The organism is Lysobacter soli (assembly GCF_003382285.1).
In the GTDB taxonomy this organism is placed as follows: Bacteria; Pseudomonadota; Gammaproteobacteria; order Xanthomonadales; family Xanthomonadaceae; genus Lysobacter_J; species Lysobacter_J soli.
Window position 1 is genome coordinate 474413 of the sequence record NZ_QTJR01000002.1, and the last position, 14446, is coordinate 488858.

Annotated in this window: 15 protein-coding genes and 1 riboswitch; of the genes, 13 read left to right on the plus strand and 2 right to left on the minus strand. The window is 68.8% G+C overall.

Annotation, left to right across the window (positions count from 1 at the left end; translation table 11 throughout):
- The first annotated feature begins 65 nt into the window (after nucleotides 1-65).
- Nucleotides 66-286, plus strand: a riboswitch (cobalamin riboswitch).
- Nucleotides 287-310: 24 nt separating this feature from the next.
- Genes btuB through DX912_RS05525 form a run of 12 tightly spaced genes read left to right on the plus strand, consistent with a single transcriptional unit; the run spans nucleotide 311 to nucleotide 11629 of the window.
- Entirely contained in the window at nucleotides 311-2260 is a 1950-nt protein-coding gene (gene btuB, locus DX912_RS05470; protein WP_115841451.1) for a TonB-dependent vitamin B12 receptor, read from the plus strand.
- A gap of 28 nt (nucleotides 2261-2288) precedes the next feature.
- Nucleotides 2289-2867, plus strand: coding sequence for a hypothetical protein (locus tag DX912_RS05475; protein ID WP_115841452.1), 579 nt, complete (start codon nucleotides 2289-2291; stop codon nucleotides 2865-2867).
- A gap of 12 nt (nucleotides 2868-2879) precedes the next feature.
- Nucleotides 2880-3491, plus strand: a complete 612-nt coding sequence (locus DX912_RS05480) for a hypothetical protein (RefSeq protein WP_181902713.1) — start codon at nucleotides 2880-2882, stop codon at nucleotides 3489-3491.
- Entirely contained in the window at nucleotides 3488-4114 is a 627-nt protein-coding gene (cobO, locus tag DX912_RS05485; protein ID WP_115841454.1) for a cob(I)yrinic acid a,c-diamide adenosyltransferase, read from the plus strand. The genes DX912_RS05480 and cobO overlap by 4 nt, the downstream gene beginning before the upstream one ends.
- A complete protein-coding gene (locus DX912_RS05490) occupies nucleotides 4111-5409 on the plus strand; it encodes a cobyrinic acid a,c-diamide synthase CobB (protein WP_233433485.1) in 1299 nt (432 codons plus the stop codon). Before cobO ends, DX912_RS05490 begins: the two co-directional genes overlap by 4 nt.
- Entirely contained in the window at nucleotides 5406-6323 is a 918-nt protein-coding gene (gene cbiB / locus DX912_RS05495; protein WP_115841456.1) for an adenosylcobinamide-phosphate synthase CbiB, read from the plus strand. The genes DX912_RS05490 and cbiB overlap by 4 nt, the downstream gene beginning before the upstream one ends.
- Nucleotides 6316-7311, plus strand: coding sequence for a threonine-phosphate decarboxylase CobD (gene cobD, locus DX912_RS05500; protein WP_115841457.1), 996 nt, complete (start codon nucleotides 6316-6318; stop codon nucleotides 7309-7311). The genes cbiB and cobD overlap by 8 nt, the downstream gene beginning before the upstream one ends.
- Nucleotides 7308-8780 carry a cobyric acid synthase gene (locus DX912_RS05505; RefSeq protein WP_115841458.1) on the plus strand — a complete coding sequence of 491 codons (1473 nt, stop codon included), beginning with the start codon at nucleotides 7308-7310 and terminating at the stop codon, nucleotides 8778-8780. Before cobD ends, DX912_RS05505 begins: the two co-directional genes overlap by 4 nt.
- Nucleotides 8768-9289, plus strand: coding sequence for a bifunctional adenosylcobinamide kinase/adenosylcobinamide-phosphate guanylyltransferase (gene cobU / locus DX912_RS05510; protein WP_115841459.1), 522 nt, complete (start codon nucleotides 8768-8770; stop codon nucleotides 9287-9289). The genes DX912_RS05505 and cobU overlap by 13 nt, the downstream gene beginning before the upstream one ends.
- Complete coding sequence (gene cobT, locus DX912_RS05515) at nucleotides 9286-10332, plus strand: nicotinate-nucleotide--dimethylbenzimidazole phosphoribosyltransferase (RefSeq protein ID WP_115841460.1); 1047 nt, start codon at nucleotides 9286-9288, stop codon at nucleotides 10330-10332. The genes cobU and cobT overlap by 4 nt, the downstream gene beginning before the upstream one ends.
- Nucleotides 10329-10883, plus strand: coding sequence for a histidine phosphatase family protein (locus tag DX912_RS05520; protein ID WP_115841461.1), 555 nt, complete (start codon nucleotides 10329-10331; stop codon nucleotides 10881-10883). Before cobT ends, DX912_RS05520 begins: the two co-directional genes overlap by 4 nt.
- Nucleotides 10883-11629, plus strand: coding sequence for an adenosylcobinamide-GDP ribazoletransferase (locus DX912_RS05525; RefSeq protein WP_425477907.1), 747 nt, complete (start codon nucleotides 10883-10885; stop codon nucleotides 11627-11629). The genes DX912_RS05520 and DX912_RS05525 overlap by 1 nt, the downstream gene beginning before the upstream one ends.
- Before the next feature lie 3 nt (nucleotides 11630-11632).
- Here DX912_RS05525 and DX912_RS05530 read toward each other — a convergent pair whose 3' ends face one another.
- Nucleotides 11633-12280 carry a YceH family protein gene (locus tag DX912_RS05530; RefSeq protein WP_115841463.1) on the minus strand — a complete coding sequence of 216 codons (648 nt, stop codon included), beginning with the start codon at nucleotides 12278-12280 and terminating at the stop codon, nucleotides 11633-11635.
- 10 nt (nucleotides 12281-12290) lie between these two features.
- Nucleotides 12291-13976 (minus strand): YbaL family putative K(+) efflux transporter, encoded by a 1686-nt coding sequence (gene ybaL, locus DX912_RS05535; RefSeq protein ID WP_115841464.1) that lies wholly within the window; start codon nucleotides 13974-13976, stop codon nucleotides 12291-12293.
- Nucleotides 13977-14176: 200 nt separating this feature from the next.
- Between ybaL and DX912_RS05540 the strand changes: the two genes are divergently transcribed.
- Nucleotides 14177-14446: ATP-binding cassette domain-containing protein (locus DX912_RS05540; RefSeq protein WP_147298567.1), on the plus strand; the 270-nt coding region annotated here is incomplete at its 3' end.

The following is a 14446-nucleotide window of genomic DNA, read 5'->3' on the forward strand; positions in this document are numbered from 1 at the left end:
CAGCCTCTGCGGGGCTTTTCCTTTTTACAGGCGGCCACGCAGGTTGCCGGAGCGTCCGATGCTGTTACCATGCCCGCGCCCAAGGTGACCGCCGGCTTGTCCGGTGGTTGAAACGGGAATCCGGTGCGCCCTTCGTGGCAATTCCGGAGCTGCCCCCGCAACGGTAGGCGAGACAAGGTTCCGCACACAGCCACTGTGCTCACGCATGGGAAGGCGCGGACCGGAAGCGCAGGAACTCCTGCCTTCGCTCGCGAGCCCGGAGACCGGCCCTGGTGCGACGTGACATGCGGTGGGCGAATGTCATGCGGCCATGATCTCTCCGTGCGCCGTCATCACGCCGTCCTTCCGCCTGTCCTTTCCAACGTTCCCGCGCGGGCAGGCGCGGTCAAGGAGTGTGCTCGTGCATCCGCATCACCGGTTGTTCCGCCGCCGCGCGCTGGCGGTTTCGCTGTTGTCGTGTGTTTTTTCCGCATCGCCCGCATGGGCCGACGCCGCCACCGACCTGGACCAGGTCGTCGTCACCGCCACCCGCACTGCGCAGACGCAGGACCAGGCGCTCGCCGCGATCACCGTCATCGCGCGCGAGGAGATCGAACGCCTGCAGCCGGCCTCGCTGCCCGACCTGCTGACCGGTCGCGCGGGCATTTCGATGGCCAACAACGGCGGGCCGGGCAAATCGACGTCGGTGTTCCTGCGCGGTACCGAATCCGACCACGTGCTGGTGCTCGTCGATGGCGTGAAGATCGGGTCGGCCACCAGCGGCGGCGCATCGCTGCAGGACATCCCGGTCGAACAGATTGAACGGGTGGAGATCGTCCGCGGGCCCTTCTCCAGCCTCTATGGGTCCGAAGCGATCGGCGGCGTGATCCAGATCTTCACCCGTCGCCCGCAAGGCACGTTTACGCCGAGTGCCAGCGCGGCCGTGGGCAGCGAGAACACGCAGCGATTCGCTGCCGGGTTGAGTGGAACGTCGCAGGATGAATCACGCGGCGGCTGGTACGTCGTCAATGCCGCGCATGAAAACACCGACGGCATCAACGCGTATCGCGGCACCCGCAACTTCGATCCTGACAAGGACGGCTATCGCAACAGTTCGCTAGCGCTGCAGGGCGGCATGCGCTTCTCCGAGCGCTGGGACGCCGACCTGCGCGCCTTCCGCGCGGAAGGCCACAACGAGTACGACGGCAGCGTCAACAACGAAGCCGACACGGTGCAGCAGGTCGTCGGCGCTCGCGTCCGCTACGTGCCGAGCGAACGCGCGGAGTTCACCGCGAGCGTCGGCACCAGCGCGGACCTGAGCGAGAACTTCCTCGACGGCGAGTATTCGTCGACGTTCGACACGCGACGTGAGCTCGGTTCGTTGCAGGCCGATGTCGACGTTGCGTCCGGGTTGCTCACGCTCGGCTTCGACTGGCTTGGCGACGACGTGGACAGCAACACCGATTACGAACGCGATCGCCGGATCAACCGCGGCGTGTTCGGCCAATGGCAGCAGGCCTTCGGCACGCAGTCGCTGCAGGCCAGCGTGCGCCGCGACGACGACAGCCAGTTCGGCGGAAAGACCACCGGCAGCGTGCTGTGGGGCTGGGACTTCACCGATGAACTGCGCCTGGGCGCGAGCTACGGCACCGCGTTCAAGGCGCCGACGTTCAACGAACTGTACTTCCCCGGCTACGGCAACCCCGAACTCGGGCCCGAGAACTCGCGCAGCGTCGAACTCAGCCTGCGCGGCGAGCACGGCTGGGGCACGTGGTCGCTCAATGCGTTCGAGACGAAGATCGACGACCTGATCGCCTTCGATGCCTCGCTGGGCGACATGGGCGGGCCGAACAACATCGATCGCGCGCGCATCCGCGGCGCCGAAGCGGTCGCAGGCGTCACGTGGTGGGACTGGAACCTGCGCACGAGCCTGACGTGGCTGGATCCGGTCAACGACGGCGACAACGCCAGCCACGGCAACGTGCTGCCGCGTCGCGCGAAGCAGTCCGGCCGCATCGATGCCGACCGGCGTTTCGGGCGGTTCAGTGCTGGCGCGAGCGTCACCGGCGCGGGCGAGCGCTACGACAACCTGACCAACACCACGCGGTTGGCCGGTTATGGGCTGGCCGACTTCCGCGTCGGCTTCGCGATCACCGATGGGTGGAGCGTGCAGGCCACGCTGCGCAACGCGTTCGACAAGCGCTACGAAACCGCCGCGCTCTACAACCAGCCCGGTCGCACCTGGCTGCTGACCGTCCGCTATCAACCCGTCGTCCGCTGATCGGACGACATCACCTGCGAGGTCGTCGATGAAACCCCTGCCACGCAACGTCAACCTGACACTGTTCGCCGCGTTCGCGACGTTCATGGTCGCCACGCGCTTCCATCACTTCGGCGACGTGCTGCACCTGCCGGATGCGTCGATGGCGCTGTTCTTCCTCGGCGGGCTTTACCTGCGGAAGCACTGGCAGTTCGCGGCGTTCATCGCACTGGCGGTGGTCATCGACTGGATCGCGATCGAACACGCCGGCGTCAGCGATTTCTGCGTGACGCCGGCGTACTCGTTCCTGCTCCCGGCATACGGCGTGCTCTGGTACGCCGGGCGGCTCTACGCAAGCCGCTTCGACACGCGGTGGCGCTCGCTGCTGGGCACGACGGGTGTGGCGTTCGTCGCGTCGGCGCTGTCGTTCGCGATCTCCAACGGCGCGTTCTACTGGCTGGGCGGACGCTATGCGGATCCGCATTTCGCCGAGTACGTGGCGCGCGCGTGGCAATGGGGCCCGCTGTTCGTGCGCACGACGATGACCTACGTCGTCGTTGCCCTGGCAATGCATGCGATCGCGGCGTCCGCGCTCGCCTTCCGTGCCGAACGCACGGCCGACCGCTGAACGGAGACGATCATGTCCGACGTTCCTGTTGCTTCCTCGACGCCACTTCCGATTGCCTCGACACGGACGCAGATCCTAGTCGGTGGTGCGCTCGCCGCGCTGATGATCGCCACGCGCGGCCAGCACTTCGCCAGCGTGGATGCGCTGCCGAGTGCATCGTGGGCCGTGTTCTTCCTTGCCGGCGCGTTGTTGCGGCCGATGTGGGCGCTGCCGACGTTCTTCGTGTTGTCGTCGGTTCTGGATTTCGCCAGCCTCGCGACGGGCACGATCACCGACTGGTGCCTGTCGCCTGCGTACTGGGCCGTGGCGCTGGCCTACGCGGCGCTGTGGTTCGGCGGCACGTTCTACGCGCGCCTGCACCGCGACCGCTGGATCACGATCCCGCGGCTGGCGCTGGCGCTCGTCGTGACGGCGAGCATCGCGTACCTGATCTCGAAAGGCGGATTCTGGTTCTTCTCGGGCCGCTATCCGGAGCCCACGCTCAGCGGCTTCCTGGCGCGCATCCCGCAGTACTACCCGCGGGCGCTCGGCACACTCGCCGGGTATGTGGGCGTCGCCTTCGCGGTGCGCGCGGTGATCGTCAAGTCGATCTCGCTGCGCGCGGCGAAGGGCGCGCACGCATGAGCGCGGGCGCCGACCGTCGCGGTCTCACGCCCGACGAACACCATCGCGAGCGCGCTCAGCGAAAGAAGGAACTGGTGGACCGCCGCATCGCGCGCGCCACGATCGATCGCGGCGTCGTCGTGGTGAATACCGGCAATGGCAAGGGCAAGAGTTCGTCCGGCTTCGGCATGCTCGCGCGGTCGCTCGGTCACGGTTTCCGCTGCGGCGTGGTGCAGTTCATCAAGGGCAGCTTTTCGACGGGCGAAGAGGCGTTCTTCCGGCGATTCGACGATCTGGTCGACTACCACGTGATGGGCGAGGGGTACACCTGGGAAACGCAGGACCGCGCGCGCGATGTCGTTGCCGCAGGCGCGGCGTGGGACGTCGCGGCGCGCATGCTCGCCGATCCGGCGTACGACTTCGTGCTGCTGGACGAGTTGAACATCGCGCTGACCAAGCAGTACGTCGACCTCGACGCCGTGCTTGCCGCGCTCGCATCGCGGCCGGAGCGGCAGCATGTGGTGATTACCGGGCGTGGCGCGCCGGATGCGCTGGTCGATGCCGCCGACACCGTCACCGAGATGCGCGTGGTCAAGCACGCGTTCAAGGCCGGCATCAAGGCGCAGCACGGCATCGAGCTGTGAGCGCGCACCTTCGCCACTGCCCGGCGTTGCTGGTCTCGGCGCCTGCGTCCGGGCAGGGCAAGACGAGCGTGACCGCGGCCCTCGCGCGCTGGCACACGCGCCAGGGACGTCGCGTTCGCGTGTTCAAGACCGGGCCGGATTTCCTCGACCCGATGATCCTCGAACGTGCCAGCGGCGCGCCGGCCTATCAGCTCGACCTGTGGATGAACGGCGAAGCGGATGTGCGCGCGCGTCTTCATGCCGCCGCCGGCGAGGCCGACCTCATCCTCGTGGAAGGCGTGATGGGCCTGTTCGACGGCGCGCCATCGAGCGCGGACCTCGCGCAGGCCTTCGGCTTGCCTGTGCTTGCGGTGATCGACGGCTCGGCGATGGCGCAGACCTTCGGCGCACTGGCCACGGGCCTGGCGCGATATCGTGACGGTCTCGTCGTGCACGGCATCGCGGCGAACCGCGTGGGCAGCGCGCACCATGCACGCCTGCTGCGCGAAAGCCTTCCTGCGGACCTTCATTGGCTGGGCGCGTTGCCGCGCGATCCCGTTCTGGCACTGCCCGAACGCCATCTCGGCCTCGTGTCGGCCGGCGAGTTGCACGACATCGACGCGCGGCTGGATGCACTGGCCGACGCGTGGGAGCAGCACGCGACGACCGCATTGCCGCCACGCGTGGCGTTCGATTCGAACGAGGCGTTGCGCGTCCCGAAGAGCCTGCAAGGCGTGCGCATCGCCATCGCGCGCGATGCGGCGTTCTGCTTCCTCTATCCGGCCAATCTCGATCTGTTGCGCGAAGCCGGCGCCGACCTGCGCTTCTTCTCGCCGCTGGCGGGCGATGCGCTGCCCGAATGCGATGCCGCCTGGTTGCCGGGCGGCTACCCCGAACTGCACCTGCATGCGTTGTCGCAACGCATCGATCTGCACGTCGCGTTGCGTGCCCATCGCGCTGCGGGAAAGCCGTTGGTCGCAGAATGCGGCGGCCTGCTGTTCGCGCTGGATTCGCTGGCCGATCGCGACGGGAATCGCGCCCCCATGGCGGGGTTGCTGCGCGGTACGGCCGCGATGCAGCCACGGCTCGCGGCGCTTGGCCTGCAGTCGGTCGTGTTGCCCGAGGGCACGCTGCGCGGCCACACGTTCCATTACGCGAAGGCGACGGTCGATGCCGCACCCATCGCGTTTGCGACGAATCCGAACAAGGGGCCGAGTGCGGAAGCCGTGTATCGCGAAGGGCGGATGACGGCAAGCTTCGTGCACTTCTACTTCCCGTCCGACCCGCTTGCGGCGGTGAGGTTGTTCTCGCCATGAGCACCGCGTTCGCCATGCTCGCCGCCGTCGTGCTCGACGCACTGCTCGGCGAGCCGCGGCGTGCGCATCCCCTCGTGATGTTCGGGCGGATCGCATCCCTGATCGAACGCACGCTCCATGCCGACAGCCGCGTGGTCGGCGCGCTGGCGTGGTCGTTGGCCGTCGCGCCGCCGGTGCTCGCGGTGGCATGGCTAACGCACGCGTTGGCGTCGTGGATGTCCTGGATCATCGCCGCCTTCGTGCTGTATCTCGCCATCGGCCATCGCAGTCTCGCCGAGCACGCGCGAGCGGTGGAATCCGCATTGCGCGCGGGAGACCTGGAGACGGCGCGTACGGCGGTCGCGCGCATGGTCAGTCGCGACACCGACGCACTGGATGCATCACAGGTCGCCGCAGCGGCCACCGAATCGGTGCTCGAGAACGGCAGTGACGCGGTGTTCGGCGCGTTGTTCTGGTTTGCGCTGCTCGGCGCACCGGGCGCGGTGCTGTACCGGTTGGCGAATACGCTCGACGCGATGTGGGGCTATCGGACGCCGCGCTTCGAGCGGTTCGGCTGGGCATCGGCGCGCATCGACGACGTGCTGAACTTCGTGCCCGCGCGATTCACGGCATTGACGTACGCCCTGCTCGGCGACCGCGCGAGCGCGTGGCGCAGCTGGCGCGCGCAGGCACCGTCATGGGACAGCCCGAACGCGGGCCCCGTGATGGCCGCCGGCGCGGGCGCGTTGCGCGTGCGCCTGGGCGGGGCCGCGCCCTACCACGGCCGGTGGGAAGAGCGCCCCGCGCTCGGCGAAGGTTCGGCACCCGATGCGGATTCGATCGCGGCGGCGCTGCGACTGGTGCGGCGCGGTGTCTGGCTCTGGCTGGCGCTGATCGTCGCTGCATCGGTGCTCGTGGGAGGTTTCGATGCTTGAACATGGAGGCCGCCTGCTGCGCGCCGCGCGCACGTACGGGATCGCGCCGGAACACTGGCTGGACGTGTCGACCGGCATCAGCCCGTTCGCGTGGCCGGTGCCGCCGATTCCTGCGGCCGCGTGGCATCGCCTGCCGGAAGACGACGACGGACTGCTGGCGGTCGCAAGCGACTACTACGGCGCTTCGGCGTTGCTTCCCGTCGCGGGATCGCAAGCTGCGATTCAGGCGCTTCCGCGCTTGCGCGCGCGATCGCGCGTCGGCGTGATCGCGCCCGGCTACGCGGAGCACGCGCACGCGTGGCGCGCCGCCGGCCATGACGTCGAATGCCTTCCGGCGGCGGCGTTGCTGGCGGAACACGCGCGCTTCGACGTGATCGTGCTGATCCATCCGAACAATCCCGCCGGCGAACGCTTCGAGCGAACGCAGCTGCTCGCGCTGCATTCGACGCTGGCACGACGCGGAGGGTGGCTCGTCGTCGACGAAGCGTTCATGGATGCGACGCCGCAGGACAGCCTCTGCGACGTTAGCGATCGCGACGGATTGATCGTGCTGCGTTCGGTCGGGAAGTTCTTCGGCCTTGCGGGGGCGCGCGCAGGCTTCGTGTGCGCGGCACCGTCGATGCTCGCTGCCATGAACGAAGTCCTGGGGCCGTGGACGATCCCGGGCCCGAGCCGCCACGTGTTGCGAGCTGCGCTGGCAGACACGGCATGGCATGCGATGCAGCGCGAACGACTCTCCGCGTACGGCTCGCGATTGCGCACGACGCTTGAAAGCACCGGCTTCCTGCCGGACGCCGGCTGCGCTTTCTTCCAGTGGAAGCGCGATCCGCGCGCCGCTGCGTTGCACGAAGCGCTGGCGCGACGCGGCATCCTGACGCGGCTGTTCGATACACCGTCGAGCCTGCGGTTCGGCCTGCCGCCGGACGATGCGGGATTCCGCCGGCTCGACGAGGGCCTGTGCTCGGCGTTGCAGGAGATCGGACCGTGAGCGCACGCGTGCTGATGGTGCAGGGTTGCACGTCGGATGCAGGCAAGAGCACGCTCGTCGCCGCGCTGTGCCGGTGGCTGCGTCGCCGCGGCGTCGCCGTGGCGCCGTTCAAGCCGCAGAACATGGCGCTGAATTCGGCAGTGACCGAGGACGGCGGCGAGATCGGCCGCGCTCAGGCCGTGCAGGCGCAGGCCTGCGGCCTGGCGCCGCACACCGACTTCAATCCCGTCCTTCTCAAACCGAGCAGCGACACTGGCGCGCAGGTCATCGTGCACGGCCGCGCGGTCGCGCAGCTGGATGCGCGCACGTACCACGACTACAAACGCATCGCGCGCGACGCGGTGCTCGCCTCGCATGCACGCCTGTGCGAGCGGTTCGAAGCCGTCATCGTCGAAGGCGCCGGCAGTCCAGCGGAGATCAACCTGCGCGCGAACGACATCGCCAACATGGGCTACGCCGAAGCGGTGGATTGCCCGGTGATCCTGGTCGCCGACATTGACCGCGGCGGCGTATTCGCGCACCTGGTCGGCACGCTGGCGCTGCTCAGCCCCAGCGAGCGTGCGCGCGTGCGGGGCTTCGTCATCAACCGCTTCCGCGGCGATATCGCGCTGCTGCAGCCCGGCCTTGAATGGCTGGAGCGTGAAACTGGCAAGCCCGTGCTCGGCGTGCTGCCGTACCTGCAGGGCCTGCATCTGGAAGCGGAGGATGCGTTGCCGGAGTCCAGCGACAAACATGGCGCATCACTGCGCGTCGTCGTGCCGGTGCTGCCGCGCATCAGCAACCATACCGATCTTGACGCGCTGCGCGCGCATCCGCAGGTCGAGGTGATCTTCGTTGGGCCGAACGGTACACCGCCGCCTTGCGACCTGATCGTGTTGCCCGGCAGCAAGGCGACCCGCGCCGACCTCGCATGGTTGCGCGCGAACGGCTGGGAGGAGGCGATCTCGCGCCACCTGCGTTACGGCGGAAAGCTGCTGGGTATCTGCGGCGGGCTGCAGATGCTCGGGCGCGCGGTGCATGATCCGCACGGCATCGAGGGCGAGTCGGGCACCAGCGCGGGTTTCGCGTTGCTCGATCTGGAAACGACGCTCGAACCGGAGAAGCAGCTGCGCAATGTCGCCGGGCGTCTGGCGCTCGATGATGCGCCAATGCGTGGCTACGAGATCCACTGCGGCACGAGCGTCGGCGCCGCGTTGTCATCTCCGTCGAACCGGCGCGACGACGGGCGCGTCGATGGTGCGATGTCCGACGATCGGCAGATCATCGGCACGTATGTCCACGGCATTTTCGATCACCCCGATGCGCTGGCGGCGCTGCTGCGATGGGCGGGACTGCGCGACGCGCAGCGCGTCGACATCCACGCGCTGCGCGATGCGTCGATCGAGCGCATCGCCGATGCGATCAACGCGCACCTGGACTGCGATGCGCTGCTCAGGATTCTGGACCGGGAGGACGCATGCGAAGTCTGATCCTCGGCGGTGCACGCTCGGGAAAGAGCGCGCTGGCCGAACGAATCGCGACCGAAACCGGCCGCGAGGTGGTCTACATCGCAACCGCGCAGGGCGGCGACGGCGAGATGCGCGAGCGCATCGCGCATCACCGTTCGCAGCGGCCCTCGCATTGGCGATGCGTCGAGGAACCGGTGGCGCTGGCGACGACATTGCGCGGGCACGCGGGCGACGGGCGTTGCGTGCTGGTCGACTGCCTCACGCTGTGGCTCACCAACCTGCTCGCGGATCCGGATGCCGCGCGCTTCGAGCATGAGCGCGTCGCGCTGCTTGACGTGCTGCCGGACCTCCGCGGCGACATCGTGCTGGTGAGCAACGAGGTCGGCCTCGGCGTCGTGCCGATGGGCGCGCTGACGCGGCGCTTCGTCGACGAGGCCGGTCGCCTGCACCAGGCGCTCGCACGCCGCTGCGATCGCGTGTTGTTTGTCGCGGCGGGGTTGCCGCTCGCACTGAAGGGAACATACGAATGAACGATGCATGGTGGTCGCGCCCGTGCGCCGCGGCGGACGCCGACGCCGCGTGCGCCGCGCGCGCGCGACAGGGCAGGTTGACGAAGCCGCCGGGTTCGCTCGGGAAGCTGGAAGACATCGCGGTGTGGTGGGCGGCGCGGCAAGGCACGGAGCGCCCCGGCGTGGAACGCGTCTGGATCAGCGTGTTCGCCGCGGACCATGGTGTCGCGGAGGAGGGCGTGTCCGCATTTCCGCAAGCCGTGACGGGCGAAATGCTCCGGAACTTCGCGACCGGCGGCGCGGCCATCGCGGTGCTCGCGCGTCATCTCGGCGCGCGGCTGGACGTGGTGAACCTCGGCACCGTCAACGATCCGGGCGAACTGCCCGACGTGCATCGCGCGGTCATCGCCCCCACCACGGCGAACTTCTGCGAGGCGCCCGCGATGACGCGCGAGCAGCTGCGCGAGGCGATGCAGGTCGGCGCCGATCGCGTCGCGCTCGCGCTCGACCACGACGCCGATCTGTTCATCGGTGGCGAAATGGGCATCGGCAACACGACGGCCGCGACGGCGCTGTCGTGCGCGCTGCTCGACGAAGCGCCTGAAGCATTGGCCGGCAGCGGAACGGGGCTCGATGACGCCGGCATCGCACGCAAGTGCGGCGTGGTGCGGCGTGCGCTCGCGCGTCAGGCCGATGCAGACGGCGCAGTGGACTACCTGCAGCGCCTGGGCGGCTTCGAGATCGCAGCGCTCGCCGGCGCTTACATTGCGGCAGCGCAAGCGCGACTGCCGGTGCTGGTCGATGGTTTCATCACGACGGCGGCGGCGCTCACGGCCGTGCGCCTGAACGAAGGCGTGCGCGACTGGCTCTGCTTCTCGCATCGCTCGCACGAACGCGGCCATCAACGCCTGCTGGACGCGCTTCACGCGCAGCCGCTGCTCGACCTGGACATGCGTCTGGGCGAAGCCAGCGGCGCGGCCGTGGCCGTCCCGCTGTTGCGCATGGCATGTGCGCTGCATCGCGAGATGGCGACATTCGAACAGGCGGGTGTCTCGCGCGCATGAACTGGCCAGGAAACATCGAACTGCTGCGCCACGGCGACACGGGCCAGCGCAGCTATCGCGGCCAGCTGGATGATGCGCTGATCGAACTGGGCTGGTCGCAATTGCGCGAGGCAGTGATCGGGCGAGAGTGGACACACATCGTGTCCTCGACGCTGCAACGCTGCGCGCGATTCGCGCGCGAACTGGCGAACGCGCGCGGTTTGCCCCTGCATCTGGATGCGCGGCTGGCGGAATACCATTTCGGCCAGTGGCAAGGCGTGCCGATCGAGACGCTTGCGCAGGAGCAGGGCGACGCACTTGGACGCTTCTGGGCCGATCCCGTGGCGAACCCGCCGCCCGGTGGCGAGACGTTCGCGCAGTTCCGTGCGCGTCTTGCAGCGGCGATGGACGACGTCGCCGCGATGGCCGCGCACGGCCGCGTGCTCGTGATCACGCATGGCGGCGCGATCCGCCTGCTGCGCTGCGTGGCCGAGCGACGCGACTTCGGCGACATGGCCGGCATCGACGTGCCGCATGCGTCGCTGCATCCGATCGCCTGGCCGCCGGCGTGATGCGCGGACTACTGGTCGCGATCGGTTTCCTCACGCGCATCCCGGTTCCGGCACGCGTGTTCGACGATGCTTCGGCGAGGTCGCGATCCCTCGCGTGGTACCCGCTGGTCGGCGTGCTCATCGGCACGTTGTTGTGCGCGCTCGTTTCGGCCTTGCCGGACGCGAAGCCGCTGCTCGTTGCGGCCGTCGTGCTGCTTGCCTGGGTCGCGATCACCGGCGCCTTGCACCTGGACGGGCTGGCCGACAGCGCCGACGCGTGGATCGGCGGCATGGGCGGCACGTGGGACCAGCGGCGCGCCCGCACGCTCGAAATCATGAAGGATCCGCGCTGCGGACCGGCGGGCGTGACCGCGCTCGTTCTCGTGCTGCTGGTGAAATTCGCGGCACTGGCGAGCCTGCCGGCCGATGCGTGGACATCGCTCTGGCTCGCGCCGTTGCTCGCGCGGATGGCCGCGACGATCGCATTCGTGACCACGCCTTACGTGCGAAGCGGCGGCCTGGGGAGCGGTCTCACGAATGCGCCACGCGTCGGATGCGCGGTCGCGCTGCTGCTGGGTTCCGCGGCATGTGCGAGCGCAGGCACGCGGGGCGCGCTTGCGCTCGTGCTCGCGACAATCATTTTCCTGCTGTGGCGACGCGCGTGCGTGCGCCGGCTCGGCGGCATTACCGGCGATACGACGGGCGCGCTGGTGGAGATGATCGAAGCAGTCGTGCTGCTCGGCATCGCGCTGATGCCGGACGTGTGACGCTCAGCCCGCGTCGCGTGCGGATTCGAGCGCGCTCAAGCGTGCTTCCAGTTCCGCCACGCGTTGTTCCAGCTCCGTCACGCGCTCCGACATCGGCGAAGGCGACGCGCCTGCGCCGCTTGGCGCAGACGACATCACGCCCGGATCCGGCTCGCCGCTGAGCAGGTGCGCGAAGCGCTCGCCACGCTGGCCCGACTGCCGCGGCAGCGCAACGACGAGCGCGGGCGAGCGGCGCGACAGGCGTTCGAGCGCGTGCTGCACGTCCTCGATGTTCTCGAAACGCGCGAGGCGATCGGTGCGCGACATCAACTCGTACGCGGTCTGCGGGCCGCGCAGCATGAGCAGGACGAGCAGCGCCGTCTGCGGTCGCGTCAGGCTGAGCACGGCTTCGAGGCGATGCGAATAGCGTTCCGCGCGCGCCGTGTGTTGCGACTTCACCCAGCCGCGCGTTTCCAGTCGGCGCAGCGCGTTGCCCACTTCGCCCGGTTCGAGCTCCATCACCGGCTCGCGTGCGGTCTTCTGGTTGCACGCGAGCACGATCGCGTTGAGCGTGAGCGGATAGGCGTCGGGCGTCGTCGCTTCCTTCTCGAACAGCGACGCGAGGATGCGCGCGTCGATCGGCGACAACTGCGGTGCGGCTTCTTCAGTCATGCGTGTTTCCTCAGGCGGTTGCCGGCGGCAGGTGCCTCGATCCGCGGTAGTGCGGCGTGGCCATCACCATCTCGGCGAGGCTGTGCGCAAGTTCGCGTTCGGCCATTACCGCACCGTCGGCGCCGTGCTGCAGCAGGTGCTTCACTTCCGCATCGCTGTGCGCGCGCGCGACGATGGTCAGCGCCGGATTGATTTCGCGGAGCCGCGCGATGATCTCGCCGGCTTCCAGTGCATTGGGAATGGCGACCATCACGGTGTTCGCGCGTTCCGGCGCGGCCTCGCGCAGCACGCGTTCGTTGGCCGCATTGCCACGGATCGCGGGAATGCCGGCGGCACGTGCGCGCGCGACGAGGTCTTCCTCGCCGTCGATGACGACCAGGCCGACGCCACGTTCGGTGAGCAGCCGGCCCAGTTCGCTGCCGACGCGGCCGTAGCCGATCTGGATCACGTGGTCGCGCAGGTCCGGCGCGATGGGCGGGTACATGTGCTCTTCGACGACGTCTTCGCGCAGCGCTTCCTCGCGGGCCTCGCGGCGGTCGAGCCAGGCGAACAGGATCGGGTTGACGATGATCGACAGCAGCGCGCCGGCGAGGATCAGGTCCTGGCCTTCCTTCGGCAGCACTTCCAGCTGCAGGCCGAGGCCGGCGAGGATGAAGGAGAACTCGCCGATCTGCGCCAGGCTGGTGGAGATCAGCAACGCCGTGTTGCGCGGCTTCCCGAACGCGCGGACGATCGCGTACGCAGCGATCGACTTGCCCACCACGATGATCAGGAACGTCGCCAGCACCTGCAGCGGGCGCTCGATCAGGATCATCGGATCGAACAGCATGCCGACCGAGACGAAGAACAGCACCGCGAACGCATCGCGCAGCGGCAGCGTTTCGTTCGCCGCCTGGTGGCTGAATTCGGATTCGTTGAGCACCATGCCGGCGAAGAACGCGCCCAGCGCGAACGACACGCCGAACAGCCCGGCCGAACCGAACGCGACGCCCAGCGCGATGGCGAGCACGCACAGCGTGAACAGCTCGCGCGAGCCGGTGCCGGCCACGCGCTCGAGGATCCAGGGAATCACGCGGCGGCCGACGATGAGCATCACCGCGACGAAACCGCCGACCTTCGCCAGCGTCTTGAACAGCGCTTCCCACACGGCCACGGCACTGGTGTCGCCGCCCTTGAGCAGGCCGGCCAGCGCAGGCAGCAGCACCAGCGCGAGCACCATCGCGAGGTCCTCGACGATGAGCCAGCCCACCGCGATGCGGCCGCGGCCGGTTTCCACCAGGCGCCGTTCCTCCAGCGCGCGCAACAGCACGACGGTGCTCGCGACGGAAAGCGAGAGGCCGAACACCAGTCCCGCGCCGTGCGACCAGCCCAGCAGCAGTGCCATGCCCCAGCCCAGCGCGGTGGCAAGCGCGATCTGCGCCAGCGCGCCGGGCAGGGCGATCGCCTTCACATCGAGCAGATCGCGCAGCGAGAAATGCAGTCCCACGCCGAACATCAGCAGGATCACGCCGATCTCCGCCAGCTGCGGCGCGAGGGTCTGGTCGCCCACGAAGCCGGGCGTGAACGGGCCGGCGACCACGCCGGCGAGCAGGTAACCCACCAGGGGCGACAGGCGCAGTTTCTGCGCCATCGCGCCGAAGACGAACGCCAGCACGAAGCCGGCCACGAGGATCGCGATGAGGGACGTGTGGTGCATCGGCTCTCCGATGAGGGATCCTGTTCAGGATGTGGGCCGGACCGGATCCATGCAACCCGCAAGTCCGCACGCCGCTGCCGAGGCAGCAGATTGCGTCAAGGCGCGTCAATCGCGGGTCAGCGCAGCAGCGGCGCCCGGGCAGCGGGCCGAACCTTTAGACTACGCGGCCCGGATTGCATCCGATCTGCGCGACCCGTCCCGTGATTTCCTTCCGCAATTTCGCCCTTCGCCGGGGCGAGCGCCTGCTGTTGTCCAACGTCGACCTGTCCCTGCATGCGGGCTGGCGCGTGGGCGTGATCGGCCGCAACGGCACCGGCAAATCGTCGTTGTTCGCCGCGCTGCAGGGCGAGGTCGAAGCCGACCAGGGCGACATCGACATCCCCGCGCGCGTGCGCATCGCCAGCGTCGCGCAGGAAACGCCGGCACTGGACGATCCGGCGCTGGATTTCGTGCTCTCCGGCGATGCGGCC

Excerpts from the sequence above, each read along its gene's own strand:
- btuB (WP_115841451.1), top strand. The coding sequence starts at position 311 with ATGATCTCTCCGTGCGCCGTCATCACGCCGTCCTTCCGCCTGTCCTTT.
- DX912_RS05475 (WP_115841452.1), top strand. The coding sequence starts at position 2,289 with ATGAAACCCCTGCCACGCAACGTCAACCTGACACTGTTCGCCGCGTTC.
- DX912_RS05480 (WP_181902713.1), top strand. The coding sequence starts at position 2,880 with ATGTCCGACGTTCCTGTTGCTTCCTCGACGCCACTTCCGATTGCCTCG.
- cobO (WP_115841454.1), top strand. The coding sequence starts at position 3,488 with ATGAGCGCGGGCGCCGACCGTCGCGGTCTCACGCCCGACGAACACCAT.
- cbiB (WP_115841456.1), top strand. The coding sequence starts at position 5,406 with ATGAGCACCGCGTTCGCCATGCTCGCCGCCGTCGTGCTCGACGCACTG.
- cobD (WP_115841457.1), top strand. The coding sequence starts at position 6,316 with ATGCTTGAACATGGAGGCCGCCTGCTGCGCGCCGCGCGCACGTACGGG.
- cobU (WP_115841459.1), top strand. The coding sequence starts at position 8,768 with ATGCGAAGTCTGATCCTCGGCGGTGCACGCTCGGGAAAGAGCGCGCTG.
- cobT (WP_115841460.1), top strand. The coding sequence starts at position 9,286 with ATGAACGATGCATGGTGGTCGCGCCCGTGCGCCGCGGCGGACGCCGAC.
- DX912_RS05520 (WP_115841461.1), top strand. The coding sequence starts at position 10,329 with ATGAACTGGCCAGGAAACATCGAACTGCTGCGCCACGGCGACACGGGC.
- DX912_RS05525 (WP_425477907.1), top strand. The coding sequence starts at position 10,883 with ATGCGCGGACTACTGGTCGCGATCGGTTTCCTCACGCGCATCCCGGTT.
- DX912_RS05530 (WP_115841463.1), bottom strand. The coding sequence starts at position 12,280 with ATGACTGAAGAAGCCGCACCGCAGTTGTCGCCGATCGACGCGCGCATC.
- ybaL (WP_115841464.1), bottom strand. The coding sequence starts at position 13,976 with ATGCACCACACGTCCCTCATCGCGATCCTCGTGGCCGGCTTCGTGCTG.